22 protein-coding genes are annotated in these 26020 nt (G+C 70.1%); 1 reads left to right on the forward strand and 21 read right to left on the reverse strand.

From position 1 onward, the window contains the following. The 17 genes from EDF64_RS07915 to EDF64_RS07995 all read right to left on the reverse strand — a co-directional run bounded on the left by EDF64_RS07915 (nt 1) and on the right by EDF64_RS07995 (nt 19794). On the reverse strand, nt 1-5817 hold the full coding sequence (locus EDF64_RS07915) for an Ig-like domain-containing protein (protein ID WP_133519475.1): 5817 nt from the start codon (nt 5815-5817) through the stop codon (nt 1-3). Continuing rightward, nucleotides 5790-7202: a serine/threonine-protein kinase gene (locus tag EDF64_RS07920; RefSeq protein WP_133519476.1), complete on the reverse strand. Its 1413-nt coding sequence runs from the start codon at nt 7200-7202 to the stop codon at nt 5790-5792. The genes EDF64_RS07915 and EDF64_RS07920 overlap by 28 nt, the downstream gene beginning before the upstream one ends. 129 nt (nt 7203-7331) lie before the next feature. Continuing rightward, nucleotides 7332-8153, reverse strand: a complete 822-nt coding sequence (locus tag EDF64_RS07925) for a PP2C family protein-serine/threonine phosphatase (protein WP_133519477.1) — start codon at nt 8151-8153, stop codon at nt 7332-7334. A 3-nt stretch (nt 8154-8156) separates the two neighbouring features. Next, the gene (locus EDF64_RS07930) at nt 8157-8846 is read right to left on the reverse strand and encodes an FHA domain-containing protein (protein ID WP_133519478.1); all 690 of its coding nucleotides are present in this window, start codon (nt 8844-8846) and stop codon (nt 8157-8159) included. A 58-nt stretch (nt 8847-8904) separates the two neighbouring features. Continuing rightward, nucleotides 8905-9462 (reverse strand): hypothetical protein, encoded by a 558-nt coding sequence (locus tag EDF64_RS07935; protein ID WP_133519479.1) that lies wholly within the window; start codon nt 9460-9462, stop codon nt 8905-8907. A 157-nt stretch (nt 9463-9619) separates the two neighbouring features. Further along, nucleotides 9620-10393, reverse strand: coding sequence for a YaaA family protein (locus EDF64_RS07940; protein WP_347813182.1), 774 nt, complete (start codon nt 10391-10393; stop codon nt 9620-9622). Then, nucleotides 10390-10653 carry a F0F1 ATP synthase subunit epsilon gene (locus EDF64_RS07945; RefSeq protein ID WP_027465776.1) on the reverse strand — a complete coding sequence of 88 codons (264 nt, stop codon included), beginning with the start codon at nt 10651-10653 and terminating at the stop codon, nt 10390-10392. The genes EDF64_RS07940 and EDF64_RS07945 overlap by 4 nt, the downstream gene beginning before the upstream one ends. A gap of 1 nt (nt 10654) precedes the next feature. Next, entirely contained in the window at nt 10655-12109 is a 1455-nt protein-coding gene (gene atpD / locus EDF64_RS07950; RefSeq protein ID WP_065959250.1) for a F0F1 ATP synthase subunit beta, read from the reverse strand. 47 nt (nt 12110-12156) lie between these two features. Then, a complete protein-coding gene (locus EDF64_RS07955) occupies nt 12157-13059 on the reverse strand; it encodes a F0F1 ATP synthase subunit gamma (RefSeq protein WP_071291787.1) in 903 nt (300 codons plus the stop codon). Beyond that, nucleotides 13060-14688, reverse strand: coding sequence for a F0F1 ATP synthase subunit alpha (gene atpA, locus EDF64_RS07960; protein ID WP_133519481.1), 1629 nt, complete (start codon nt 14686-14688; stop codon nt 13060-13062). A 107-nt stretch (nt 14689-14795) separates the two neighbouring features. Beyond that, the gene (locus EDF64_RS07965) at nt 14796-15590 is read right to left on the reverse strand and encodes a F0F1 ATP synthase subunit delta (protein ID WP_133519482.1); all 795 of its coding nucleotides are present in this window, start codon (nt 15588-15590) and stop codon (nt 14796-14798) included. A 2-nt stretch (nt 15591-15592) separates the two neighbouring features. Beyond that, entirely contained in the window at nt 15593-16147 is a 555-nt protein-coding gene (locus tag EDF64_RS07970) for a F0F1 ATP synthase subunit B (protein ID WP_133519483.1), read from the reverse strand. A 9-nt stretch (nt 16148-16156) separates the two neighbouring features. Next, nucleotides 16157-16393 carry an ATP synthase F0 subunit C gene (atpE, locus tag EDF64_RS07975; protein ID WP_027465781.1) on the reverse strand — a complete coding sequence of 79 codons (237 nt, stop codon included), beginning with the start codon at nt 16391-16393 and terminating at the stop codon, nt 16157-16159. A gap of 61 nt (nt 16394-16454) precedes the next feature. Next, nucleotides 16455-17240 carry a F0F1 ATP synthase subunit A gene (gene atpB / locus EDF64_RS07980; RefSeq protein WP_133519609.1) on the reverse strand — a complete coding sequence of 262 codons (786 nt, stop codon included), beginning with the start codon at nt 17238-17240 and terminating at the stop codon, nt 16455-16457. A gap of 180 nt (nt 17241-17420) precedes the next feature. Then, on the reverse strand, nt 17421-17900 hold the full coding sequence (locus tag EDF64_RS07985; RefSeq protein WP_243736292.1) for a hypothetical protein: 480 nt from the start codon (nt 17898-17900) through the stop codon (nt 17421-17423). After that, nucleotides 17897-19123 carry an MraY family glycosyltransferase gene (locus tag EDF64_RS07990; RefSeq protein ID WP_133519484.1) on the reverse strand — a complete coding sequence of 409 codons (1227 nt, stop codon included), beginning with the start codon at nt 19121-19123 and terminating at the stop codon, nt 17897-17899. The genes EDF64_RS07985 and EDF64_RS07990 overlap by 4 nt, the downstream gene beginning before the upstream one ends. Beyond that, nucleotides 19120-19794, reverse strand: coding sequence for an L-threonylcarbamoyladenylate synthase (locus tag EDF64_RS07995; protein WP_133519485.1), 675 nt, complete (start codon nt 19792-19794; stop codon nt 19120-19122). Before EDF64_RS07995 ends, EDF64_RS07990 begins: the two co-directional genes overlap by 4 nt. Before the next feature lie 37 nt (nt 19795-19831). Here EDF64_RS07995 and EDF64_RS08000 point away from each other — a divergent pair, with 37 nt between their 5' ends. After that, on the forward strand, nt 19832-20485 hold the full coding sequence (locus tag EDF64_RS08000; RefSeq protein ID WP_166645648.1) for an HAD family hydrolase: 654 nt from the start codon (nt 19832-19834) through the stop codon (nt 20483-20485). Between the two features lie 36 nt (nt 20486-20521). Here EDF64_RS08000 and prmC read toward each other — a convergent pair whose 3' ends face one another. The 4 genes from prmC to thrB form a co-directional block, all read right to left on the reverse strand. Then, on the reverse strand, nt 20522-21397 hold the full coding sequence (prmC, locus tag EDF64_RS08005) for a peptide chain release factor N(5)-glutamine methyltransferase (RefSeq protein ID WP_166645660.1): 876 nt from the start codon (nt 21395-21397) through the stop codon (nt 20522-20524). A 19-nt stretch (nt 21398-21416) separates the two neighbouring features. After that, nucleotides 21417-22499, reverse strand: a complete 1083-nt coding sequence (gene prfA, locus EDF64_RS08010) for a peptide chain release factor 1 (RefSeq protein WP_133519488.1) — start codon at nt 22497-22499, stop codon at nt 21417-21419. A gap of 3 nt (nt 22500-22502) precedes the next feature. After that, nucleotides 22503-24824 (reverse strand): transcription termination factor Rho, encoded by a 2322-nt coding sequence (rho, locus tag EDF64_RS08015; protein WP_133519489.1) that lies wholly within the window; start codon nt 24822-24824, stop codon nt 22503-22505. A 179-nt stretch (nt 24825-25003) separates the two neighbouring features. Then, on the reverse strand, nt 25004-25960 hold the full coding sequence (gene thrB / locus EDF64_RS08020; RefSeq protein WP_133519611.1) for a homoserine kinase: 957 nt from the start codon (nt 25958-25960) through the stop codon (nt 25004-25006). Nucleotides 25961-26020: the final 60 nt, after the last annotated feature.

A 26020-nucleotide genomic window follows, 5' to 3' on the forward strand; every position in this document is an offset into this window, starting at 1 on the left:
TCAGTTGCCGTCGGCTGAATCGATGGGACTCGTTGCGCCGTCGGGATCCTCGCGCCCATTCACTGTCGCCTGCACCTTCATGGTGTCGTACCCGGCGGGTACCGGGTCGCTCGTCGTCCACGGGTTGGACGTCGTCGGGTTCGTCTCCGTGCACGAACCGAACAGACCGTCCGTGCAATAGGTGATCTTGTACGCAGTCGGCTGGAACGCACCGTTGTTGTCCGGCGCGTTGATGATCGGCGCCTGGCCGACCACAGCGCTCCTGATGCTCGCCCGCGTCGTGTACGCGGTCCCCTTGAACTCACCGCTCGATGCGCAGTAGTCGCCGTCGACAGCGCACGAGGAGAACACCACCCTGGTTTCGATGCCGAACCCAGCACCTGCACCGATCGATGCGGATCCGCCGAAACGCACCGGCGTGCCGTTGTTCACGGAGTAGTACAGGTAACGCGTCGAACCGCTCGCGTTGAGGTTCACCACGAAGTCCGATCGGTTTCCCGGGTCTACGTCGACGCTGACGGTCCCAGTTGGTGCGTCCGGTGTCTGGTATCCATCGACACTCGCCGGCTGCGATGCGGTGCAGAACAGACCATTGCCGGCGAGGGCCACGTAACGGTACTGGCTGGAGATCGAGTCGGACGCGGAAGCGCTTGTCCACACGAACTCGGCTCCTTGAGTCGAGCAGCCAGACGGGATGGGTGTGCTGGCCGAGTACTTGGCGATACGCCAGCTCTGATTGCCGCCGCCCCAGTCCGATTCACTGGCGCTCAGCACCACGGCGGTCTGCGTGCCCTGCCGATTTCCGCTCGCGCTCAGTCGTGGAACACCCGGGCTGCCGATCGCGGTGCCGCTGGCGGACGCCGAGTTCCACTGCACGACGGTGCCGTTGCGGTCGGCGGCGTTCCGCGGCGAGATGGTGACGGTGTACGGCATTCCGCTCTGCGCGCCGGTGAACGACGTGCTCGTCGCGGTGCCCGTGCTCCGCGTCGACGAGAGCCCGGGGCCCTCGATCGTCACGACGTAGTTGTCGACCGGCGTGCCGTTGTTCGGGGCGTCGACCCGGTTCCACGAGACGTCGAGCTGGTTCGGGGTGCTCGTGCTCGGGCTGACCGTGATGCCCTTCGGCGGTGCGGGGACGAAGTCGGCGCTGACCGGCGAGGACTCCCCCGACGGCTTCGAGTCGCCGACGGCGTTCCGGGCGATGACGCTGAACCGGTACGACGACTTCGGGTCGAGCCCGGTGATCGTGCAGACGGTCGCGGTGCCGCAGTCCTTCGCGACGCCGTTCGTGCCCTGGATCCGGTAGCCGGTGATGGGTGAGTTGTTCGCCTGCGGGGTCGCCCACGTCAGGGTCGCCTGGCCGCCCTGGTAGGAGCCGGTGCGGCTCGGCGCGCCCGGAGCGTCGGGCACGTCTTGCACCGAGATCGTCACGTCGCCCCACACGTACCGGTCCGGGTCGTCCGTGGCGTCGGCCACCTGGTACTGCAGGTGGGCGTCGACGGGCTTGGCGTTGGCGGACACGCTCACCTGCAGCCGCGACTTGTCGGCACTCGGGGTGACCGTCACACCGCTAGGCAGGCCGCCCGACAGGCCCCGGATGTTGACGACGCGCAGCCGCTGCTCCGGGAACGGGTTCGTCGGTTGGTCGTTGGCGAGCACGTCGATGGTCGTCGTCGCACCGCGCTTCGTGACGGACTTGTCCGCTCCTGGTTGGACGAGCGGCCTGGTGGACGCGACGACGTCCACCGTGATCGATCCGGACCGGCCGGCGTTCGCGTCGTCGGCGACACCGATGCCGATCGTGGCCGAGGTGTTCTTCTTGGCGGTGTCGGCGACCTTCACGGTGAGCTGCTGCCCGGAGATGGTCGCGGTCGTCCCGTTGCCCGGACGGCTCACCACCGAGTACCGCAGCTCCGGCAGGTCCTTCGGGTACGGGTAGTCGGTCAGCTTGGTGAGGTCGACGGTGCGCGACTCCCCCGGCTGCATGTCGATCGCCGACCCGGTGAACGCCGGGGGCTGGTTCGAGCGCGGGGTGACCTTGATCGGCAGCACGAGCGTGGCGACGCGACCCTTGCCGCCGTTCGCGTTGGAGCCGTCGGTGACCTCGAACGAGATCGAGGCGTTGCCGTAGTAGAGCTTCGACGAGGTGAACTGCAGCGTCGACGAGTCGACCACCAGGTCCTGCCCGCTGGCGTGGGTCGCCTTCACGGTGCCGTCGTCGGTGATCTTCGCTGTCTGCCCGTTCGCCGTCACGACGTACTTCGACAGGGGGATGCGGACGGTGGCCTCGCTCTTCACCGTGATGGCGCCCGCGCTGCGGTTCACCTGCGGCAGGGCGTCGTCGAACCCGGGCACGTGGATGAAGCCGTAGGACACGATGTCCGGGTGGTCGACCAGGGCGACCGAGAACGGGATCACCTGCGACTCGTCGGTCAGCCGGACGGCGATGCGCTGGTCGTCGGTGGCGCGGGCGGTGTCCCCGTAGCCGTCCACCACGCCGACGCGCAGGTCGGCCGCGGTGCCCTCGGCGAAGAAGACGTTGTCGAGCACGTCGACCGTGACGCTCTGCCGGTGCATGATGTCCTGCAGGTCGAGCGTGGTGTCGTCGACCTCGGGCCGGAGGGGCTGTGCGTCCTCGTCGACGGTGACGGTGAGGAACGCGGTGCTCGCGCCGCCGGTCTCGTTCGCCACGGTATAGAGCACGGCGTAGTCGCCGCGCGTCGCCGACTTCGGCGGGGTCACCCGGATCTGCTGCTTCCGCAGGACCTTCGCGGTGACGTCCTGCGCCGTGGGCTCCGCCTTGGTGACGGTCAGCTGACCGCCCTCGGGGTCGGAGTCGTTCTGCAGGACGCGAACGGTCACCGAGCCGCCGGGGCGGATCGTGACGTGGTCGGCCTCGGCCACCGGGTTCGACGCCTGTTCGGCCTGTGGGGCGATGCCGACCCGGACCGTGCCGGTCGCGCGCGCGCCGAGTGCGTCGACGACGGTGTACGTGAACTCGTCGGTGCCGGCCGAGTAGTCGCCGGCCTCGTACGTCAGCGAGTCGGAGTCGACGTCGCTCACCGAGCCCTTGTCGGGGTTCGAGGCCACGCCGACGAGCTGGACGGAGTCGCCGTCGGGGTCGATGCCGTTCAGCGGGATGGAGACACGGACCGACTGTCCGGCGACGACCCGTGCGGTGACGGTCTGCGGGACGGGCGGATTGTTCGTGGCGGCGTCCTGCTCGCGCACCGAGATCGACACCGTCGCGTCGGCGTACTGGCCGTCGGGCCCGGCGACGCGGTACACGGCCGTGTAGTTGCCCGGGGTGGTCGGGGCGAGGTACCGGAGGTGGTCGCCGGAGACGAAGAGCAGACCGCCGTCGCCCGGCACGTTCTGGACGAGGTCGGGCAGCAGCGTGAGGGGCTCGCCCTCGGGCTGGGTGTCGTTGTCGAGGACGTCGATGTTCGCGACGTCGCCGACCCGCACCGTGGCGGTGTCCGGCTGTGCGACGGGCGGCTGGATCCGGTCGGGCCTCGGGATCTCGACGACGGTCACGGTGCCGGTGGCCGACGCCAGGCCGTTCGTCTCGGTGTACCGGAACGAGACCGGCCCGTCGAGCGGAGCGGTCAGCGTGACCCGGACGGTGTGCTGGTCGAGGATGCTCGCCTGCACGCCCGACCCGCGGTCCGGTCCGTCGAGCGCGGTCACGAGCAGCACGCCACCGGCGGGGTCGATGTCGGTCGCGGTGACGTCCGTGTCCTTCGTCGACAGGGTGTTGACGAAGACGGTCTTCGGCGTGGTGATGGGTGCGCTCGACGCGTCCGGCGGCGCGAGGATCGTGATGCGGACGATCCCGCTCGAGGTCTTCGTGCCGTCGGTGACGGTGTACTCGAGCTGGTGGTCCCCTGCGCTCGCTCCCTGGACGCGGAACGTGCCGGCGTCGTAGCTCGGCGTGACGGTCAGTCCGGCGGCGGAGGACACGCTGGTCAGCGTCACGGTGCCGTTGCCGCCGCGCACGTGCTCGAGCGGGTCGACCGTGAACGCCTTGCCCGCGTACCCCTGCACGGGGAACGGGTCGGCGTAGAGCGGGACGCTGCCCTGCTTCGCGACGTGCACCGTGACGGATCCGCGTCCGTCGGCGCGGCCGTCGCTGACGACGAGCTGGACCGAGCGGTCGCCGGTCTTGCCGCTCGCGTTCCGGAAGTCGAGCAGCCCGTCCGGCGTCGTCGACACGCGGTCGCCGTCGCCCGCGCTGGCGGACTTCAGGTAGACCGGGTCGCCGTCGGGGTCGACCCAGTCGCCGAGCACGTTCGTCACGACGTGCCCGTTCTGCACGACGTCCGCTGAGGTGTCCCGCACCTGCCGGGGCGGGTCGTTCGCCGAGTCCGGGCGGACGCGCACCGTGACGGTCGCGGTGTCCGATCCCCCGTTGCCGTCGGTGATCGTGTACGGGAACGAGACCGTTCCCGCCGCGCGCGCGGCGAGCGTGATCTGCAGGCGCTGACCGTCGCCGACGATCGCGACGTCGCCGACGGCGTCGTCGATCTGCCCGACCTCGCTGATGACGATCGGGTCGCCGTTGGGGTCGTAGTCGTTGAGCAGGACCGGGAGGCTCGTGGTGCGTCCCGGACGAGCGCCCAGGTCGTCGTCGACCGCGACCGGCGGCTTCTGGTCCTTGTCGACCTCGGGGTCGTCGTCGGAGACCTGCTCCTGCTGCTGGTCGTCGTCCTTCTTGATGAGGTCGGCCCAGTTGTCGATGACCTGGCCGCTGCGGTCGATCGCCCAGGAGCGTCCGCTCCGCGCGTCGTTCGCGACGACGGTCTGCCCGTTGTGCAGGATCTGCAGCTCGCCGGCGCCCGCGGTGTCGGCGAGGCGTTGCAGTCCGCTCCCCTGGCAGCTGTCCATCGCCTGCCCGCCGGCCCAGGCCGCGTAGGTGCAGGACCCGACGACGGTGGGGCGGGCGGCTCGACCGGAGACCTGCAGCGCGGTGGTGTCCACGTCGCCGGAGGCCGAGACACGGACCAGTCCCGCGGTCCCGGCGACGGTCACCCGCGAGGCGCCGTCGGCCGAGCGCTGCAGGGCCGGGGAGGTCCCGACGCGGTCGCCGAGGTCGATCGTGTCGCCGTCGACCGAGAGCTCCCCCGAGGTGCGGTCGAGCACGGCGACGTGGTCACCGAACGACGCGACCTGGAAGTTGTCGGCGCGGTCCATCTTGACGGTCCAGCGCTGCTGCACCGTGAGCGTGGTGCCGACGTCGACGAGCGATGCCGTCCCGGTGCGTGGCGAGTACACGGCCACGTGGTCGTCCGAGGCGTCGAACACGGCGTCGGCGCCGAGGGTCAGGTCCGCCTTGGTCGACGCGTCGAACTCGCCGAGGTCCTTCGCGGGGGTCGCCCACAGTTCGCCGGTGTCGGCGTTGCCGATGACCGCGGTCGACCCGGCGAAGAACACCTGGGGTGAGCCGGCGGGCAGGGTCACCGGGTCGGCGACGGTGGCGTCGGCGACGTCGACCTTCGCGACGGTGCCCTTGGTCTGGTCGACGCTGTAGACCATCGCCCCGCGCTGCAGCACCGACAGGCTGTCGCTCGCGGTCTCGACGGCGGTGTTGAGCTGCAGGACGCCGGTGTTCGCCCGGCCGACCGCCCCGTACTCGGCCGACGGCACCCAGACCGTCCCGTCGCCGAGGTCGACGCGCTGCGTGTGGTAGCCGGTGGACGCGACCGCTGCCGTGGCCACGACGGCACCGACGAGCACCGAGGCACCCACCGTGACGGCCGCCGAGCGGTGCTTCGCGAGGAACGCCCGGATCACCCGGTGCTCCCGATCGTCGCGCACTTCTGGGCGCTGGCGACCCCGGTCTTGCCGTCGCGGTTCACGGCGACGGCGATGCACTCCTCGTCGCCCTTCTTGCCGGACACGACGAAGCTCGCGCCCGTCTGCTGGCTGGCGGCGCCGTTCGACGAGATGACGTAGGTGTCGCCGTTCCGGAGGCCCGGGTCCGCCCAGGTGAACGTCACCGACGCCGGCGTGGTCTCGGCGCGGACGTCCGACACGACGGGGATCGCGCCGGCACCGAGGCGCCCCACGACGATGACCGTCGCGATCGCGAGGGCTGCGACGACCACGACCGTCAGCGAGGTCGCCCACACGAGCGTGGAGCGCGACCGACGACGAGCACGCGTGACGGACCCGGTGCGGTGGACGGTCCCGACGCTCTGCGACGCGGCGGCCGAGGACCCGCCGACGACGGCCTTCCGCGTGCGACGGCGGGCGCCGACGCGCGACGGCGGCTGGAGCTCGCGGATCATGGTGCGGTCGCCATCCGGCGTCGGGGTCGCGACGGCCCAGGCCTCGACCGCGACGTCGGCCGCGGTCTGGGGGATGCCGAGCTCCGCCTGGACCTGCTGGAACCCGCGCACGAGTTCCATCACCGTGGACGGACGGCCTGAGACCTTGCGGGACATGGCGGCGGCGAGCAGGCGCTCGAGCGACGGCGGGACGTCGGTCCGGCCGGTCGGCTTCACCCCACCCTTGTCGATCCGACCCATCAGGTCTGCGGCGCCGTTCTTGCCGCCGCGGATCTCGAACGGGCTGCGTCCGGCGAGCAGTGAGTAGACGGTGGCGGCGAGGGAGTACACCTCGGACTGGATCGTGCCGCGGGACTCGTCGATGAGGACCTCGGGCGCCGACCACGGGATCGACATGCCGACGGGCTCGTCCGGGTCGGCCTCACCGATCGTGGCCGCGATGCCGAAGTCCGACAGCACCGGGTTACCGTAGGCCGTGAGCAGGATGTTGGAGGGCTTGATGTCGCGGTGGAGGACGCCTTCGCGGTGCGCCGTCTCGAGCGCGGACCCGATCCGGATGCCGATCGACAGGACCTCGGACACCGGGATGGGCTCGCGGCGGTAGCGCTCGCTCAGCGACGAGGAGCAGAGCTCCATCACGAGGTACGGCCGACCGTCCGACGCCACGCTCGCCTGGAAGACCGTGAGGATCGAGGGGTGCGTGCTGAGGCGGGCCATGAGGTTGGCCTCGGCCTGGAACATCTGCCGGACCCGGTCGTCCACGACCTCGTCGAGCAGCACCTTCACGGCGACCTGCCGACGCGGCATGTCCTGCTCGTAGAGGAACACGTCGGCGAACCCGCCGGACCCGAGGACGTGCACGGGGCTGAAGCCGCCGATCACGGGCGGGCTGGACGGCAGACGTCGCGCCATCGTGCCCTCCTCCCCGGCCGAGCGGCCAGCTCTCTCGTCACGGCCATGCCATTGTACGAACCGCGGGTGACCGACATTCCGCACACCGCTCAGAGCGGAACGCCTGCCGGACCCCAGTTCGGGGGTCACTCAGTGACGCGGGAGCGTGTCCTCGACGTCGCCGTCGTCCGGTGCGGCGTCGACCTGCAGGACGACCACCGTCACGTTGTCGCGGCCGCCAGCGACGACCGCGTCGCCGACCAACCGTTCAGCGAGGTCCTGCGCGCCGGGCACCCGCGCCGCGATGCGGGCGATGCCGGCGTCGCCGAGTTCCTTCGTCAGACCGTCCGAGCAGACGATGTAGCGGTCGCCGGCGCGGAGCGGCAGGGTCCACCAGTCCGGCTCCGGCGGTTCGCCGAACCCGACGGCGCGGGTGATCACGTTGCTGTCCGGGTGACGCTCGGCGTCCTCTGCTCGGAGGAGCCCGGCGTCGACCATCTCCTGCACGACCGAGTGGTCGACCGTCACGCGACGGAGGACTCCGCCGTCGATGCGGTAGGTGCGCGAGTCGCCGACGTTGAAGACGAGCGCCGCCGGCTGCCCGTGCGATGCGACGAGGGCGATGCCCGTCACCGTGGTGCCGGCACCGATGGCGTTGCCACCAGCGGCACGCTCGATGTCCGCGGTGGCGAGCAGGAGCGCCCGCTGGATCGACTGCCGGGTCGTGAACGCGCTCTCGGTCGCCTGCTCGAGGCGACGCACGACGGCGTCGCTCGCCCGGTCGCCCGCGAGGTGCCCGCCCATGCCGTCGGCGACGACGAAGAACGGCGCCGCGACGATGTAGCTGTCCTCGTTGTGGTCACGGCGCCGACCGACGTCGGTCGATGCTCCCCACGAGAGCGTCAGGGTGGCGCCGTCGGCACCGGGGACGTCGATGGCGTGCGCAGTCGCTGCTCGGCCGAGTTCGGTCACGTTTCAGGATCGCTCTCTGGGGGTTCGGGGCTGGCCAGCTGGTGGATCGGAGGGCCACGGGGGAAGTGGTGGGAGGTCCCCCGCCGGCGGTGCGACCCGCAGGTGCGGCGAGAGGACCTCGATGACGTTGCCGTCTCCGATCTCGACAACCGTACCCGTCAGGACGACGTTCGACGCACCCGCCGGCATCCGGAACGGTGCCGCGCCCGCCGGGCGCACCACCGTGCCGTTGGTCGATCGGAGGTCGTCGACGACGGCGGCTTCCCCCTCGGCGTGCACGAGGACGTGTGAGGACGACACCTGGCCGGTGGCCGACGGGACCGTCACGAGCTCGGGAGTCGGGCCGCGTGTGATCCGCGGGAGCGCGGGGCGCCGCCCCACGATGACGGGACGGTCCAGCGGGAGGACACGGTCGCCGATCCGGATGGACGGCACCCGACGCACCGGCGCGGTCGGTGGTGCCAGCAGGTCCGGAGCGGACGGGAGGCGCGGTGCGGCCCCGTCGGGCATCCCACCCCCGGCTCCGGGTCGCGTCGGCACCCGGACGATGGTGTCCTCGGCCGCCGATCCGTCGGGGTGCCCGCCGGTCACCGGTCGGATGACCGTGTCGCCGAGGGCGTCGTCCACGCTGGAGTCGACGCGCGGGGCGCCGGGTCGACGGATGACGGTGTCATCGATGTCGTCGTCGCGCACGCGAGGCCTCCTGGGGGCGGTGGTCCACACCACCGTAGACGATCCGGTCCGCCTCGCCTCATCGACGCTCCCACCCCGGAGCACTGCCGGCACGGACGGAGCGCAGCACGACGGCCGCGAGCGGATCGTCCGGCCGGGTCTCGAGCGCGTACTGCGCCCGGGTCTGCGCCCGTGCCACCGAACCCAACGCCCACGAGCACCACGCCGCCATCGCCAGCGCCCCGGCAGCTCCGGTCGCCGTGTCCGCGGACAGGTCCTCCGCCCGCCACCGCTGCCACGCCTCGGCGCACCGGTCCCCCGCGATGCGCACCCGGTCGCGGTCGGGCTCGGGTCCGGAACCACGCAACGCTGGCGGAGTGGGGTCGTGGAACGGGTCGAAGGCCGCCACCGCGCGGGGGTCCGGCGCGCCCCGTGCCGCGATGAACGCCAGCATCGCGAAGCGCGGCGCGAGTGCACCGCACGCGGTGATGACGGCGATCGCCGCGGTCCGCGGCAACGCGTCCGCTCCGGGCCGGACGAGCGCGGCGCACGCCGCGCGGAGGGTGACCGCAGCCGCGATCTCGCGGGGGTAGCGGACTGCGGCTTCGGGGTGGACTCGTGTCGTCGTGGGGATCATGCACGCCATCGAAACGCACCCCGCGCCTCCTGGCCCGCACCCACCGACCATCTGTGGAACGCACGAACCCCACCCGCCCCTGTGGAGGACAAGTGCTGTGGAGGACAAGTGCTGTGGAGGACGAGTGGGGTCAGGTGTGCCGGAGGTGAGTCGCGCGTCAGACGGCGACGGGCTCGAGACTCTCCGCGACGAGGTCCCAGCCGCCGTCGCGTTCCTCGAGGACGACGCCGTGGGCCGACGCCCACTCCACGAGCTCCGCCATCGACGCGACCGCTGCTCCGGTGCGCGCGAGCAACGCCACCAGGCGACCCTTCGCGGTCTTGTTCCAGTGGTTGAGCGCCTTCCGCCGACCGGCCCCGTCGACACTCACGACCCGTGGGGCGACCGCCTCGGGAACCGGACCGAGCTGGCGGTAGCCCTCGGAGCGCAGGTCGAGCACGAGCCCGTCCGCGGCGCGTTCACCGAGCGCACGCGTCGATGGTGCGGGCCAGTGCGCGGCCAGCCGGATCGACCCGAGTCGGGAGTCGTGCGACAGGCGGTACGCCGGGATCGGGTCGCCGCCACCGATGGGTCCGAACATCGCCGACTGCACGATGACGCGGTCGAACCACCACGCTCGCGTGGCGGGATCGGCGTCGAGGGCGCCGAGCGGGTCGTAGAGCACGCCCGTGTAGCGGTCGATCGCAGGCATCGTGCCCGAGGTCTCGAGCTCGAGGTTGCGGTACCGCTCCTCGATCGACTTCGGGCCGAGCTTCAGGGCCGTCCGGGCCGAGGACTCCTCGGAACTGACGGAGCGGGCCGCGGTGATCACCGCGGCCCGCTCTGCAGCCAGTTCCGGGAACGTCAGCGCACGCAGGTCGAGCGTGCGCTCCGTGTCCCCGCCCTCCCGCTTCGTCTCCGAAGGTGGGAGGAGGACGGTCAGTCCGGTCAGGACGCCAGCGCGGCCTGCCGCGCGACGATCGTCACCGTGTCGTGCTCCACCGACAGGAAGCCGTCCTCGGCGTCGACCGCGACGGTCGAGCCGTCGGCCCGCGTGATGCGGACCTGCCCCTGCGCCAGGATCGCGAGCATCGGCTCGTGTCCGGCGAGGATGCCGATCTGGCCCTCTGTCGTGCGTGCGACGACCATGGTGGTGTCGCCCGACCAGACCTCACGGTCGGCCGAGACGACGCTCACGCTGAGACCCGCCATGTCAGCGGTTCTCCTTCTGGATCTGTGCCCACTTCTCTTCCACGTCGTTGATGCCACCGACGTTGAAGAACGCCTGCGTCGCAACGTGGTCGAACTCGCCGTCGGCGATGGCGCGGAAGGACTCGATGGTGTCCTTGAGCGGCACCGTGGAGCCCTCGACACCCGTGAACTTCTTCGCCATGTACGTGTTCTGCGAGAGGAACTGCTGGATACGACGAGCGCGCTCGACCGTGATCTTGTCCTCTTCGGAGAGCTCGTCGACACCGAGGATGGCGATGATCTCCTGCAGTTCCTTGTTCTTCTGGAGGATCTGCTTGACGCGCGTGGCCGTCTCGTAGTGGTCGGCGCCCAGGTACCGGGGGTCCATGATGCGCGACGTCGAGGTCAGCGGGTCGATCGCCGGGTAGAGACCCTGCGACGCGATCTCGCGGGAGAGCTCCGTGGTGGCGTCGAGGTGCGCGAACGTGGTGGCCGGCGCCGGGTCGGTGTAGTCGTCAGCCGGCACGTAGATCGCCTGCAGCGAGGTGATCGAGTGACCACGCGTCGAGGTGATGCGCTCCTGGAGCACACCCATCTCGTCGGCGAGGTTCGGCTGGTAGCCCACCGCGGACGGCATGCGGCCGAGCAGCGTCGAGACCTCGGAACCGGCCTGCGTGAAGCGGAAGATGTTGTCGATGAAGAGGAGCACGTCCTGCTTCTGGACATCGCGGAAGTACTCCGCCATCGTCAGCGCCGACAGGGCCACGCGCAGACGCGTTCCCGGCGGCTCGTCCATCTGGCCGAACACGAGGGCGGTCTTGTCGAAGACCCCCGCCTCTTCCATCTCGCCGATGAGGTCGTTGCCCTCACGGGTGCGCTCACCGACACCGGCGAACACCGAGACACCGCCGTGGTCCTGCGCGACGCGCTGGATCATCTCCTGGATGAGGACGGTCTTGCCGACGCCCGCACCACCGAAGAGGCCGATCTTGCCACCCTGCACGTACGGGGTGAGGAGGTCGATCGACTTGATGCCGGTCTCGAACATCGAGGTCTTGGACTCGAGCTGGTCGAAGGCCGGGGCCTTGCGGTGGATCGGCCAGCGCTCGGTGATCTCGAGCTTCTCGTCGGTGTTGAGCACGTTGCCCAGCACGTCGAAGACCTTGCCCTTGGTGACGTCGCCGACGGGGACCGAGATCGGAGCGCCCGAGTCACGGACCTCCTGGCCACGGACCAGGCCGTCGGTCGGCTTCAGGGAGATGGCACGGACGAGGTCGTCGCCGAGGTGCTGCGCGACCTCGAGGCCGATCTCCTGCGACGAGTCACCGATGGTGATGGTCGTGAACAGGAGGTTGTACATCTCCGGGATTGCGTCGTGGGGGAACTCGATGTCGACGACGGGACCCGTGACACGGGCGATCCGGCCGACACCGGGCGCCGACGACGTCTCGACCGCGGTGGTTGCGGTGTCGGTCATGGCTGGTGCCTTCCTGAGGGTGGGTATCTGTCCGCGAACGACGCGGACTACTTCTTCTTCGACGAGAGGGCGTCGGCGCCGCCGACGATCTCGGAGATCTGCTGCGTGATCTCGGCCTGACGCGCGTTGTTCGCGAGTCGGGTGAAGTCACGGATCAGCGAGTCCGCGTTGTCGCTGGCCGCCTTCATCGCCTTCTGCCGGGCGGCGTGCTCGGAAGCAGCCGACTGGAGCATGGCGTTGAAGATGCGGCTCTCGATGTAGACCGGGAGCAGCGAGTCGAGCACCGCATCGGCGTCCGGCTCGAACTCGTAGAGCGGGAGCGGCTCGTTGTCCGACGGCTCCTCGACACCCTCGACGACCTCGAGCGGGAGCAGGCGCACGACCTGCGGCTCCTGGGTCGCCAGGCTGAGGAAGCGGTTGAAGACGATGTGGATCTCGTCCACGCCGCCCTCGGCCGTGTCCTGGAGGAACTTCGCCACGACGGCGTCGCCGATCTCCTTGGCCGTCGAGAACTCGGGCTGGTCGGTGTTGCCGACCCACTGCTGCTCCGACGCACGCTCACGGAACGCGAAGTACCCGACGGACTTGCGCCCGACCAGGTAGAACACGACGTCCTTGCCCTCGCTGCGGAGCAGGGAGGCGAGCTCCTCGCCCTGCTTGAGGACGTTGGTGCTGAACGCGCCGTTCAGGCCCCGGTCCGACGTGAACAGCACGACGGCTGCCCGCGTCGACGACTCCGGCTCGGTGGTCAGCACGTGGTCGACGTTCGAGAACGTCGCCACGGCCGACACCGCGCGCGTCACGGCTCGCGAGTACGGGCCGGACGCAGCCATGCGGGCCTGCGCCTTCTGGATCCGCGACGCCGAGATCAGTTCCATCGCGCGAGTGACCTTCTTCGTGGTCTTCGCGGACTTGATTCGCTGTCGGTAGACCCGGACCTGCGCTGCCATCTAGCGACGACCCTTGACGATCTGCTCCTGGTCGACGTCCTCGGCGTCAGCCGCGTCGAACTGCTCGGAGCCGAGGGTCTTGCCGTCGCTCGTCTGGAAGCTCTTCGTGAACTCGTCGATCTGCTTCGACATCTCGGCGACGGTCTCGTCGCTGAGCTGGTTGGTCTCGCGCAGCGTCGTGAGGACGTCGGAGTTGCGACGCAGGTGGTCGAGCAGCTCGGACTCGAAGCGGAGCACGTCCGGCACCGGTACGGTGTCGAGCTTGCCGTTCGTGCCGGCCCAGATGGAGACGACCTGCTCCTCGACCGGGTACGGCGAGTACTGCGGCTGCTTGAGGAGCTCGGTCAGGCGGGCACCACGGTCCAGCTGGCGACGCGACGCCTGGTCGAGGTCGGACGCGAACATCGCGAACGCCTCGAGGGAGCGGTACTGCGCCAGCTCGAGCTTCAGCGTGCCGGAGACCTTCTTGATCGACTTCACCTGCGCGTCACCACCGACACGGGACACCGAGATGCCCACGTCGACGGCCGGACGCTGGTTCGCGTTGAAGAGGTCCGACTGCAGGAAGATCTGGCCGTCGGTGATCGAGATGACGTTGGTCGGGATGTACGCCGAGACGTCGTTCGCCTTGGTCTCGATGATCGGGAGACCCGTCATCGAGCCGGCGCCGAGCTCGTCGGACAGCTTCGCGCAACGCTCCAGCAGACGGGAGTGCAGGTAGAAGACGTCACCCGGGTAGGCCTCGCGGCCCGGCGGACGACGGAGGAGCAGCGACACGGCGCGGTAGGCCTCGGCCTGCTTCGACAGGTCGTCGAAGATGATCAGGACGTGCTTGCCCTGGTACATCCAGTGCTGGCCGATGGCCGAACCGGTGTACGGGGCGAGGTACTTGAAGCCGGCCGGGTCGGAGGCCGGAGCGGCGACGATGGTGGTGTACTCCATCGCGCCGGCGTCCTCGAGCGCACCCTTGACGGAGGCGATCGTGGAGCCCTTCTGACCGATGGCGACGTAGATGCAGCGGACCTGCTTGTCCTCGTCGCCCGACTCCCAGTTGGCCTTCTGGTTGATGATCGTGTCGATCGCGATGGCCGTCTTGCCGGTCTGGCGGTCGCCGATGATCAGCTGACGCTGACCGCGGCCGACGGGGATCATCGCGTCGATGGCCTTGATGCCGGTCTGCAGCGGCTCGTGGACCGACTTGCGCGACATGACGCCGGGGGCCTGGAGCTCGAGGGCGCGACGACCCTCGGCCGGGATCTCGCCGAGACCGTCGATCGGGGCGCCGAGCGGGTCGACGACGCGACCGAGGAAGCCGTCGCCGACGGGGGCCGAGAGGACCTCGCCGGTACGCGTGACTTCCTGGCCCTCTTCGACGCCGGCGAACTCGCCGAGCACGATGGCGCCGATCGAGTCCTCGTCGAGGTTCTGCGCGAGGCCGAGCGTGCCGTCCTCGAAGCGGATGAGCTCGTTCGCCATGACGCCGGGGAGGCCCTCGACGTGCGCGATGCCGTCGCCGGCGTCGATGACGTGCCCGACCTCGGCCGTGGAGGCCTTCGTCGGCTCGTAGTTCGAGACGAAGTCCTTCAGGGCATCACGGATCTCATCGGGGCTGATGGTGATGTCTGCCATGGGATTTTCCTTGTTGGTTTCCGGGGCCGTTCGGCTCCGAGAGGGTGATGCTGCCTGACTCGGCAGTTCCCGTTGTGGACTTGGGAGGGGCGGCTTCGACCGTACGCTCAGCCGGCGAGCTGGAGCCGGAGCTCCGAGAGACGCGTGGCGACGGTGCCGTCGATGACGTCGCCGCCGATCTGCACCCGGACCCCGCCGACGACCGACGGGTCGACCACGTGGTTGATGCTGATGTCCTTGCCGTACTGCTCGCCGAGACCGCGGGCGACACGAGCCGCCTGGCCTGCGGAGAGCGGAGTGGCGGTGATGACCGTCGCGACGAGCTTGTCCGCCTGCTCGGCCACGATGCGCGAGGCATCACGGACGAGTTCGCCGATGCGGCGACCACGGGGCTGCTGCACGAGGTGCGACAGGATCGTGATCGTCTGCGCCGAGACCTTGCCGCCGAGCAGCCGCTCGACGAGCGCGCTCTTCTCAGCCGGGCTGCCGAGCTTGGTGCCCAGTGCCAGCTCGAGGTCGGCGTCCGAACGGACGGCGGTCTCGAAGGAGAACAGCTCGGACTCGAGGGAGACGTCCGACGGAGCCGTGGCGGCGACGGCGCGGATGCCCGCGTCCTCGATGCCGACGAGCAGGTCCTGGTGCGAGGACCAGCGCGAGCCGGCCACCGCGGTCAGGACCGCACGCGTCGCGACCGACTGGCCGGCGAAGACGCGGTCGACGACCACCTTCTTGCCGACCGGGTCGGCCGTCGGGTCGGACAGCAGACCGAGCAGCTGCGGCGCACCGGCGATCGCACGCCCTGCGGCGAGGATCTCGGCACCGGCGGCGAGGTCGGCCGACCCGCCGAGGTCGGCGAGCACCGCCCTCGTGGACGCCAGTGCTTCCCTGGTGGCGCTGCGCATGCTCAGTGCTCCCCCGTCTTCGTGGCCTGCGAGGCCTCGAGGTCGGCGAGGAACCGGTCCACGACCGCAGTCGACTTGGCGTCATCCTTGAGGGACTCCCCGATCACACCGGAGGCGAGGTCGAGGGCAAGCGTGCCCACCTCGCTCCGCAGCGACTGGACAGCGCTCTGACGCTCTGCCTCGATCTGCGCCTGCGCGTTGGCGGCGATGCGTGCTGCATCGGCCTGCGCCTGCTCGCGGAGCTCGTTGCCGATCGCGTTCGCGTCGGCACGGGCCTGCTCACGGATGCGCGACGCCTCGGCGCGTGCATCTGCGAGCTGCTTGTTGTACTCCTCGAGCGCAGCAGCGGCCTGCTCCTGAGCGGCCTCGGCCTTCTTGATGCCGCCCTCGATGGCCTCGGTGCGCTCATCGAGCATCTTCGTGATGCGCGGCGTGACGACACGCCAGAACACCAGGAAGATGATGACGAAGGCCACCGCGGACCACACGATGTCGTACACCGGCGGGATCAGCGGATTGTGCGTTTCCTCCGCCGCGATGATGAGTGCGTTCTGCATCGAGGAACCTTAGTTGGTGAAGATGAAGTACGTGGCGATGCCGATGAAGGCCAGGGCCTCGGTGAAGGCGATACCGATGTACATGAGGGTCGTCAGGCGGCCCTGGAGCTCGGGCTGGCGAGCGACGGACTCGATCGTCTTGCCGACGACGATGCCGACACCGATGGCCGGGCCGATCGCTGCGAGGCCGTAGCCAACCGTCGCGATGTTGCCGTTGATCTCCGCGAGAACGGTCGTTGCGTCCACGTGTTTTCCTTTCGAGGTGCGGGTCCGACGGATGCCGGACCCGTAGGGGGTCAGTGAGGAATCAGTGCTCGTCGGCCAGCGCCAGCTGGATGTAGACGGCGGTGAGGAGCATGAAGACGTACGCCTGCAGCAGTGCGACGAGGATCTCGAAGAAGCTGAACGCGATGCCGAAGGCGATCGTCCCGATGCCGAAGGCCTTGAAGCCGAGCGAGGCGTCGAAGAAGAAGAACTGCGTGGCCGAGAAGAACAGGACGAGCAGCAGGTGCCCGACGACCATGTTCATCAGGAGTCGCAGCGTCAGCGTCACCGGGCGGAGGACGAAGGTCGAGACGAGCTCGATCGGCGTCACGATGATGTACAGGTACCACGGCACCCCGGGCGGGAAGAGCGCGTTCCGGAGGAACGTGCCCGGGTGCTTGCGGAGACCCGCGTAGATGAAGGCGACGTACGCGATGATCGCGAGGATCATCGGCATCGCGATGCGGCTGGTGCCGGCGAGGTTCAGCCCCGGGATGAGACCCGTCAGGTTCATGAACAGCACGCCGAAGAAGATCGACGCGAGGAGCGGCAGGAACCGCTTGCCGTCCTTCTCACCGAGGTTGTCGAAGGTGTTCCGGCGGACGACGTCGAAGCCGTACTCGATGAACGCCTGCCCGCGGTTCGGGACCAGCTTCAGCGCACGGGTTCCCGCGAACGCGAACACCACGAGCACTGCGACCGCGATGAAGCGGATGATGACGACGCGATCGATCTCGAAGGGCGTCCCAGCGAAGAAGATCGCATCCGGGAAGAACTCGTTGATCGACGGACCATGGAACTCGGCGGCCTTGCTGCTCCCCGCCGCCACGGTGTTGGCCGCAGCGGTGAGGGACAGGGGAAGAGCGTGGGATAGCAGCGCTGTCTCCTGTGTCGGCGCGCGCACATCATGGCACGCGATGGTGGACGTTGTGGAGGCTCGTCCGCTCCGAGCAAAGCTCCGGACGCGGACTCCGAGAAGCCTATCAGGTGCGAGAGGCTTCCCGGTCTCTCAGTTGCGGGGCGCGTCCCTCTCAGGAGAAGCGGAGTCTCCGGGCAGGGACACCCCGATCGGGATCCGGGCCTTGGCCACGGCGACGACGTCGATGACGAGCGACCCGACGACCCCCGCGATGATGACGATCGCGAGCACCGGGAAGTCCACCCAGTCGCGGTCCCGCAGCAGCACGAGCACCACGATGAAGACGATGAACTTCAGGAGCCAGGTGCCCATCACGATGCCGAAGAAGGCACCGGAGATCATCTGCCCCTTCGAGACCCGCAGCGCGACGAGCACGCTCACCGCCGTCAGGCCGAGGAACACCACGCTGAGGACGGCTCCGAGCAGGCCACCGACGAGCCCGGGGCCGCCGGCGACGAGCAGGCCGACCACTCCCCCGACGACGGCCAGCCCGACGGCCAGGACGGCTCCCCAGGTGATGATGCGGCGGAACACCGGCCGGACGTGGTCGAGCGCGTTCGGTGCGGTCACGTGATGTCTCCTGGGATCGTGCGGTCGTTGGCGGCCCGGTCGAGCGGGTCGAGGCTGGCGTCCACCACCGTGGTGGACCGGGTGGCGGTCTGCGCGGCGATCTCGGCGCGCTTCCGACCGAGCGGGGCGAACGTGGCGATCGCGCACACGGTGAACCCGACGGCGACGAAGACGACCACCCAGTACCAGTCCACGAAGAGGAACAGCAGGCAGCCGACGGCGACGGTGGCCGTCCACGCGTAGAAGATGAGCACCGCGTGGAAGTGCGAGTGCCCCATGTCGAGCAAGCGGTGGTGCAGGTGCTTCCGGTCGGCCGAGAACGGCGACTTCCCCGCGCTGAGCCGCCGGGTGACGGCGAGCCCAAAGTCGAGGATCGGCACGATCAGGATCGCGAACGGCAGCAGGATCGGGATGAAGGCCGGCAGGAGCGCCTGGCGTGTCTGCACCGCGGCCGGGTCGATGTTGCCCGTCACGGAGACCGCGCTCGTCGCCATCAGGAAGCCGACGAGGAGCGCGCCGGCGTCGCCCATGAACAGCTTCGCGGGGTGCCAGTTCAGGATGAGGAAGCCGAAGCACGCGCCGACGAGCACGGCGGTGAGCAGGGACGGCAGGTTGAAGAAGAACTCCGTCTGCACGACGACCCGGTTGATGAAGAACGTGTAGAGGAAGAACACGCCGCCGGCGATGATCGCGACCCCTGCGACGAGGCCGTCCAGGCCGTCGATGAAGTTGACCGCGTTCATCACGAGCACCACCGCCAGCACGGTGAAGATGAGGCTCATGTAGGACGAGCCGACGCCGAGCGTGTTGCCGATCGGCAGGGACACGATCGCCACGCCCTGCCACGCCAGGATCCCCGCGGCGATGATCTGCCCCGCGAGCTTCGTCATCCAGTCGAGGTCCCAGATGTCGTCGGCGACGCCCAGCACCACGATGATCGTCGCCCCGCCGAGCACGGCCAGGACGCGGTTCGGCTCGGAGAACACGAGCCGGAAGTAGTCGGTCCCCGCGATCGAGGGGAAGAGGAACCAGGCGGCGAGCAGCGACACGATGACGCCGATGTACATCGCGATGCCGCCGAGCCGCGGAGTCGGCGTGCGGTGCACGTCGCGTTCGCGGACCTTCGGGTACCACTTGTACTTCAACCCCAGCTTCCACACGATCCAGCTGACGCAGAAGCTCACGACCGCCGCGATGGCCCCCGCGAGCAGGTAGTACTTCATCCGACGAGGTCGGCTCCGACGACCCGGGTGATGTCGTCGTCGGAGACCACGCCGTGCCGGACGATGCGGAGCTTCCCGCCGTCGGACAGGCCGGTCGCGTCGACGATCGTGGACCCCGTCGAGGCCGCGAAGCCCTCGTGCACCTCGAGTGGACCGCCGTCGAGGTAGACGGCGACGCTGTCGCCGAGCATCGCCTCGGCCTGGTCGACGTCCATCGCCGCGGGGTCGCCGGTGGAGTTCGCGGAGGAGACCGCGAGCGGCCCCACCTCTTGCAGGAGCTCGAGCGCGATCCGGGAGTCCGGCATCCGCAGGGCGACCGTGCCCCGGGTCTCGCCGAGGTCCCAGTCGAGCGACGGCTGGGCACGGAGGATCACGGTGAGGCCGCCGGGCCAGAACTCGTCGACCAGGTCGCGCACCTGCTGCGGGATGTCGCTCGCGAGCGCCTCGAGCGTGGGCGGACCGGGGATGAGGACCGGCGGCGGCGACTGGCGCGTGCGGCCCTTCGCGTCGAGCAGGCGCTGGACGGCGGCCGCGCTGAAGGCGTCGGCGGCCACGCCGTAGACGGTGTCGGTGGGGACGACGACGAGTTCTCCGCGCCCGAGTGCGGCACGTGCGAGCCGCATCCCGGTCAGGAGCCCGTCGGAGTCGGTGCAGTCGTATCGGGATGCCATGACTCGACGATGATAGTGCGACACAATGGAGGACATCGTGAACGAGACCTCCGCGCCCCCGCTCCTGTTCCTCTTCGACATGGACGACGTCCTGGTCCGGTACGACTGGAAGGTGCGGATGGCCGCCCTCTCCGAGTTCACCGGACACGAGTTCCAGGAGCTCCGCCGACGCTGGTGGGACTGCGGCAACGAGCAGCGCGCCGAGGCCGGTGGCTTCGCGGACGGCGACGAGTACCTCGCCGCGTTCGAGCGGGCGATGGGCTGCGACGTGCCCGAGGCCGAGTGGGCCCGCATCCGCGGCTCCGCCATGACCGAACTGCCGGAGCGCATCGAGGCGGTCCGGATCGCGAGCGAGCACGGTCGCGTCGGCCTCCTCACGAACAACGGTCCCCTCGCCGGCCGCTGGATCCACCGCTGGGCGCCGTCGCTCCCGCCGCTCTTCGGCGAGCACCTCGACACCTCGAGCAACTTCGGCGCCCGGAAGCCCGAACCCGAGGTCTTCCGCCGTGCGCTGGCACACCACGGGGTCCCCGCCGAGCGCACGTTCTTCGCCGACGACATGCCCGAGAACATCGCGGGTGCACGGAGCGTCGGCATCCACGCCGTGCTCGTCGAGCACGACACCGACCTCCGTGACGAGGTGCGTGCCTTCGTCGCGGCGCAGGAACGCGCGGCGGCACCCGTCGCGTAGACGACCGGACGGCCGGGAGGCGCGGCTCGGATCGTCCTAGCGGGTCGCGGTGGTCGTGCGGTCGCGTCCGGTCAGGTCGACGTGCGTCTCCGGGGAACGGAACCCCCGGCGCGCGAGCACGTCGCGGACGCCGGCGCCCTGCTGCTCGGCGTGCTCGATGACGAGGACTCCCCCGGGCACGAGCAACCGCCACGCGGTCTCGGCCAGGGCACGGACGGCGTCGAGGCCGTCCGGTCCGCCGTAGAGCGCCATCGCCGGGTCGTGGTCGCGGACCTCGGGGTCGATCGGCACCGCGTCGTCGGGGACGTACGGCGGGTTCGAGACGACGACGGACACCGTGCCGTCGAGTTCCGGCAGCGCGTCGCCGAGGTCGCCCTCGACGAGTCGGACCGTGCCGCCGTGGGCGTCGATGTTCCGACGGGTCCACGGCAGGGCCTCGGGCGACCGCTCGACGGCGTACACGACGGCGTTCGGCACCTCGGTGTCCATGGCGATCGCGATGGCACCGCTGCCGGACCCCAGGTCGACGGCGACCGGCTCGGGCACCGCGACCGAGCGGAGCGCGTCGATGCCGAACTGCACGACGCCCTCGGTCTCGGGCCGCGGAACGAACACCCCGGGTCCGACCGCGAGGGTCAGCATCCGGAAGTGCGCCTCGCCGGTGATGTGCTGCAGCGGCTCGCGGGTGGCGCGCCGGGCGACGGCGTGCCGGAAGCGGTCGACGTGCTCGGCGCCGATCGCACCGCCGGTCAGTGCACGCGCCTGCACGGCGCCGCGCGACGTGTCGGTCGCCCAGGCGAGCAGGAGTTCGGCGTCCACGCGCGGAGTCGGGACCCCGTGCGCGACGAGCGCAGCGGTCGCCTCGTCCAGGAGGCGATCCGCTGCGTACGTGGGCTGACTGTCGGAGGTGATCCGTGCCTCCAGGGCGGGTCTAGGCGTCCTGGTCGCCGATGGCGGCCAGGCGTGCCTCTTCGTCCGCCGAGATGGCGGACTGGATGACGGGCTCGAGCGCACCGTTCATGACGCGGTCCAGGTCGTACGCCTTGTACCCGGTGCGGTGGTCCGCGATGCGGTTCTCCGGGAAGTTGTACGTGCGGATGCGCTCCGAACGGTCCATGCCGCGGATCTGCGACTTGCGCGCGTCCGAGGCGATCGCGTCGAGCTCCTCCTGCTGCTTCGCGAGGATGCGGGCGCGGAGCACGCGCATGCCCGCCTCCCTGTTCTGCAGCTGCGACTTCTCGTTCTGCATCGCGACGGTGATGCCCGTGGGCAGGTGCGTGATGCGGACCGCGGAGTCCGTCGTGTTGACCGACTGCCCGCCGGGACCGGACGATCGGTACACGTCGATCTTCAGGTCGTTCTGGTTGATCGCGACCTCTTCGGGCTCGTCGACCTCGGGGAACACCAGCACGCCGGTGGTCGAGGTGTGGATGCGCCCCTGCGACTCGGTCTGCGGCACGCGCTGGACGCGGTGCACGCCGCCCTCGTACTTGAGGTGCGCCCAGACGCCCTGCGACGGATCGGTCGTGTTCGACTTGATCGCGACCTGGACGTCCTTGTAGCCGCCGAGGTCGGACTCGGTGCGCTCGAGCATCTCGATCTTCCAGCCCTTGGACTCGGCGTAGTGCGAGTACATGCGCAGGAGGTCGGCCGCGAACAGCGCCGACTCCTCGCCGCCCTCGCCGCCCTTGATCTCCATGATCACGTCGCGCCCGTCGTCGGGGTCGCGCGGGATGAGCAGCCGGCGGAGACGCTCCTGGCGCTCCGTCAGCTGCTCCTCGAGCGCCGGGACCTCGTCCGCGAACGCCTCGTCCTCACGCGCGAGCTCCTGGGCGGCGGCGAGGTCGTCCCCCGCCGCCTTCCAGGCCTCGTACGCGGACTTGATCTGGTTGAGCTCGGCGTACCGCCGGTTCACCTTCTTCGCCCGGGCCGCATCGGCGTGGAGCGCGGGGTCCGACAGCTGCTGCGTCAGGTCCTCGTGTTCCGCCAGCAGCCCCGCCACCGACTCGAACACGCGTTACTCCTGGTGGCCGTTGTGGTGGCCGCCGGTCGTCGGGACCGACTTCTGCACCTGCACCAGGAACTCGACGTTCGACTGCGTCTCCTTGAGGTTCCGCAGGACGATCTCGAGGGCCTGCTGCGGGTCGAGCCCCGCGAGGGCACGGCGCAGACGCCAGGTGATCTTGACCTCGTCGGCGGAGAGCAGCTGCTCCTCGCGACGGGTGCCGGAGGCGTTGACGTCGACGGCCGGGAAGATCCGCTTGTCCGCCAGGTGACGGTTGAGGCGGAGCTCCATGTTGCCGGTGCCCTTGAACTCCTCGAAGATCACCTCGTCCATCTTCGACCCGGTCTCGACGAGCGCCGTCGCGAGGATGGTCAGCGAGCCGCCGTCCTCGATGTTGCGCGCCGCGCCGAAGAAGCGCTTCGGCGGGTACAGGGCCGACGAGTCGACGCCACCGGACAGCACCCGACCGGAGGCCGGCGTCGCCAGGTTGTAGGCGCGACCCAGGCGGGTGATCGAGTCGAGGAGCAGGACCACGTCGTGGCCGAGCTCGACGAGGCGCTTCGCACGCTCGATGGCGAGCTCGGCGACCGTGGTGTGGTCCTCGGCGGGGCGGTCGAAGGTCGAGGCGATGACCTCGCCCTTCACCGTGCGCTGCATGTCGGTGACCTCTTCGGGCCGCTCGTCCACCAGGACGACCATGAGGTGCGCCTCGGGGTTGTTCTTGGCGATCGCGTTCGCGATGGCCTGCAGCACGACGGTCTTGCCGGCCTTCGGCGGGGACACGATGAGGCCGCGCTGACCCTTGCCGATCGGCGACACGAGGTCGATGATCCGGGTGCTGAGCTTGCCCGGCTCGGTCTCGAGGCGCAGACGCTCGTTCGGGTACAGCGGCGTGAGGTCCTGGAAGTCGACGCGCGCGGCGGCCTCTTCTGCGGTCTGCCCGTTCACCGAGTCGACCTTGACCAGGGCGTTGTACTTCTGGCGGCTCTGCTGCTCGTTGTCCCGCGGCTGCTTGATCGAACCGACGACGGCGTCGCCCTTGCGCAGGTGGTACTTCTTCACCTGGCCGAGCGAGACGTAGACGTCGTTCGGGCCCGGCAGGTAGCCGGTGGTGCGGACGAAGGCGTAGTTGTCGAGGACGTCGAGGATGCCCGCGATCGGGATGAGGACGTCGTCCTCGTTGATCTCCGGCTCGAACTCGTCGTTCTGGCCGCCACGGCCGCGCTTGCGGTCGCGCTGACGACGGCTGCGGCCGCTCTCGGCCTCTTCGGCAGCCTGCTGCTGCTTCTGCTGCTGGGTCTGCTTCTGCTGGCCGTTCTGCTGCTTCGGCTCGGCCTTGTCGTCCTGCTGGCCGTTCTGCTGCTGGCCCTGCTTCTGCTCGGCCTGCTGCGCCTTGCCGTTCTGCTGGCCGGCGTTCTGCTGGCCGTTCTGCTGGCCGGCGTTCTGCTGGCCGTTCTGCTGGGGGTTCTGCTGGCCGGCGTTCTGCTGACCGTTCTGGTCGCCGCCCTGCTCGCCGTTCTCGGCGTTCTGGCCACGGCCGCGGCCACGACCACGGCTGCGACGGCCGCGACGCGAACCACCCTCGCCGTTCTGGTCGTTCTGGTCGTTCTGGTCGTTCTCGTCCGAGGCGTCGGTGGTCTGCTCGGAGGACTCGGCCTGCGCCTGCTGGGCGCCGCGGTCGCGACGGTCCCGGCGGTCCTGCTGCGGAGCGACCTGCTCCTGCTCGGGCTGCGCCTGCTGCTCGGCCTGCTGGGCGCCCTGGGCACCGCGCTGGCCACGACCGCGTCGCTGACCAGAGGTCTGGGCGGCTTCCTGCGCGTCCTTCTCGGCACGGACCTGGTCGAGGCCGGCGAGGAGGTCCTCGGTGCCGGTCTGCGCGTGGTTGGTGTGCTCGGCGGCCGAGGTCGGCGCGGCGTTCACGGTGCCGCCCGACGAGGCACGGCGGGAGCGGCGGGCACGCGAGGTGGCGGGCTGCTCCGGCTCGGCCGGGGTCTCGGTCGCGTCGGCAGCCGGTGCGGCCGGGGCCTCGGCGGGCTCGGGCAGCGTCGGCTGCTCGACGGGCGCCGAAGCGGTCGGCGCCGCAGCAGGTGCCGAAGCGGTCGGCGCCGCAGCAGGTGCCGAAGCGGTCGGGGCCGTGGTCGTCGGGGCGGCGTCGGCCGGTGCCGCGTCGTCCGTCGCCGGGCGCTTGTCCTCGATGGAGGCGATGAGGTCGCCCTTGCGGAGCTTGGAGAGCCCGGTGATGCCGAGCGAGGAGGCGATGCGCTGGAGCTCCGGGAGACGGAGGGCGCGCAGGTCGCTGGGGATCTCCACCGGAGTGGAGTCGTTGTTGGTCAAGATCGGTGTTTCCTTTCGAACCGCAGAACGCGGAGAGTTTCCACCGTCCCGGATGCACGGGTATGCATCGACCGTCGTTCAGACGACGGACCGGGATTCGGTGATCAGAAAGAGATGTGCCCCCGCGCACCGGACCCGACGCGGCGAGAACTGGTCGTGGCGAGGAGGGATCCTGTTGCCTACGTGGGTTCTGCCGACGCGAGTTCGGCTTCGAGCGCCGAGTGCGGCACCACTGTAGCACCACCCAGATCGACGGCCAGCATGAGCGCCCGCCAGTCGGACACCCCGTGCCGCGTCACGAGTTCCGCGGCGGTGAGGCGCTGGGCCGGGTCGCTGCCGAGGACGAGCAGGCTCGGTCCGGCGCCCGAGACCACGGCGGCGAGCCCCTCCTGCCGCAGCAGCCCGATGAGCACGTCCGTCTCCGGCATCGCGCTCGCCCGGTACGCCTGGTGCAGCCGGTCCTCGGTCGCGGCGAGCAGGAGCTCCGGGCTCTGGATGAGCGCCGCGACGAGCAGGGCCGAGCGCGAGACGTTGAACGCGGCGTCGGCGTGCGGGACGCTCGCCGGCTGCAGTGACCGCGCGAGCTTCGTGGACAGCGTCGAGGTCGGCACGAACACGACCGGCGAGACACCGCGGTGCACCAGGAGCCGCTTGTACGCGGGCCCCTCGGCCGTCATCCACGCGATGGTGAGTCCACCGAACAGGGCGGGTGCCACGTTGTCGGGGTGCCCCTCCATCTCGGTCGCGAGGGTCAGGAGCGTCGAGGCGTCGAGGTCGACGATGCCCTCGAGCAGTCCTCGGGCAGCCATCAGGCCCGCGACGATCGCCGCGGCGGACGACCCCATCCCGCGGCCGTGCGGGATGGCGTTCACGGCGTGCAGCTCGAGTCCGGGCTGCGCCACACCGGCGTGCTGGAGCCCCCGACGGACCGCGCGGACGACCAGGTTCGTGTCGTCGGTCGCGACCTCACCCGCGCCGACGCCGTCGACCGTGACGGTCGCGCCGGGCTCCGGGCGGACGCGGACGACGACCTCGTCGTACAGCGAGAGGGCGAGGCCGAGCGAGTCGAAGCCCGGCCCGAGGTTCGCGGAGGTGGCCGGTACGCGCACCCGCACCGCGCGCCCGGCCGGCAGCACGCGCACCGCGTGCCCGGCCGGCACCGCGCGGACCGCCCGTCCGGCCGGTACAGCGTCGTG

This window comes from Curtobacterium flaccumfaciens, from assembly GCF_004361695.1.
Lineage (GTDB): Bacteria > Actinomycetota > Actinomycetes > Actinomycetales > Microbacteriaceae > Curtobacterium > Curtobacterium flaccumfaciens_B.

Coding starts and splice junctions, on each gene's coding strand:
- EDF64_RS07920 (WP_133519476.1), bottom strand. CDS start 7,202: ATGGCGCGACGTCTGCCGTCCAGCCCGCCCGTGATCGGCGGCTTCAGC.
- EDF64_RS07935 (WP_133519479.1), bottom strand. CDS start 9,462: ATGATCCCCACGACGACACGAGTCCACCCCGAAGCCGCAGTCCGCTAC.
- EDF64_RS07945 (WP_027465776.1), bottom strand. CDS start 10,653: ATGGCGGGTCTCAGCGTGAGCGTCGTCTCGGCCGACCGTGAGGTCTGG.
- atpD (WP_065959250.1), bottom strand. CDS start 12,109: ATGACCGACACCGCAACCACCGCGGTCGAGACGTCGTCGGCGCCCGGT.
- EDF64_RS07955 (WP_071291787.1), bottom strand. CDS start 13,059: ATGGCAGCGCAGGTCCGGGTCTACCGACAGCGAATCAAGTCCGCGAAG.
- atpA (WP_133519481.1), bottom strand. CDS start 14,688: ATGGCAGACATCACCATCAGCCCCGATGAGATCCGTGATGCCCTGAAG.
- EDF64_RS07965 (WP_133519482.1), bottom strand. CDS start 15,590: ATGCGCAGCGCCACCAGGGAAGCACTGGCGTCCACGAGGGCGGTGCTC.
- EDF64_RS07970 (WP_133519483.1), bottom strand. CDS start 16,147: ATGCAGAACGCACTCATCATCGCGGCGGAGGAAACGCACAATCCGCTG.
- EDF64_RS07990 (WP_133519484.1), bottom strand. CDS start 19,123: ATGAAGTACTACCTGCTCGCGGGGGCCATCGCGGCGGTCGTGAGCTTC.
- EDF64_RS07995 (WP_133519485.1), bottom strand. CDS start 19,794: ATGGCATCCCGATACGACTGCACCGACTCCGACGGGCTCCTGACCGGG.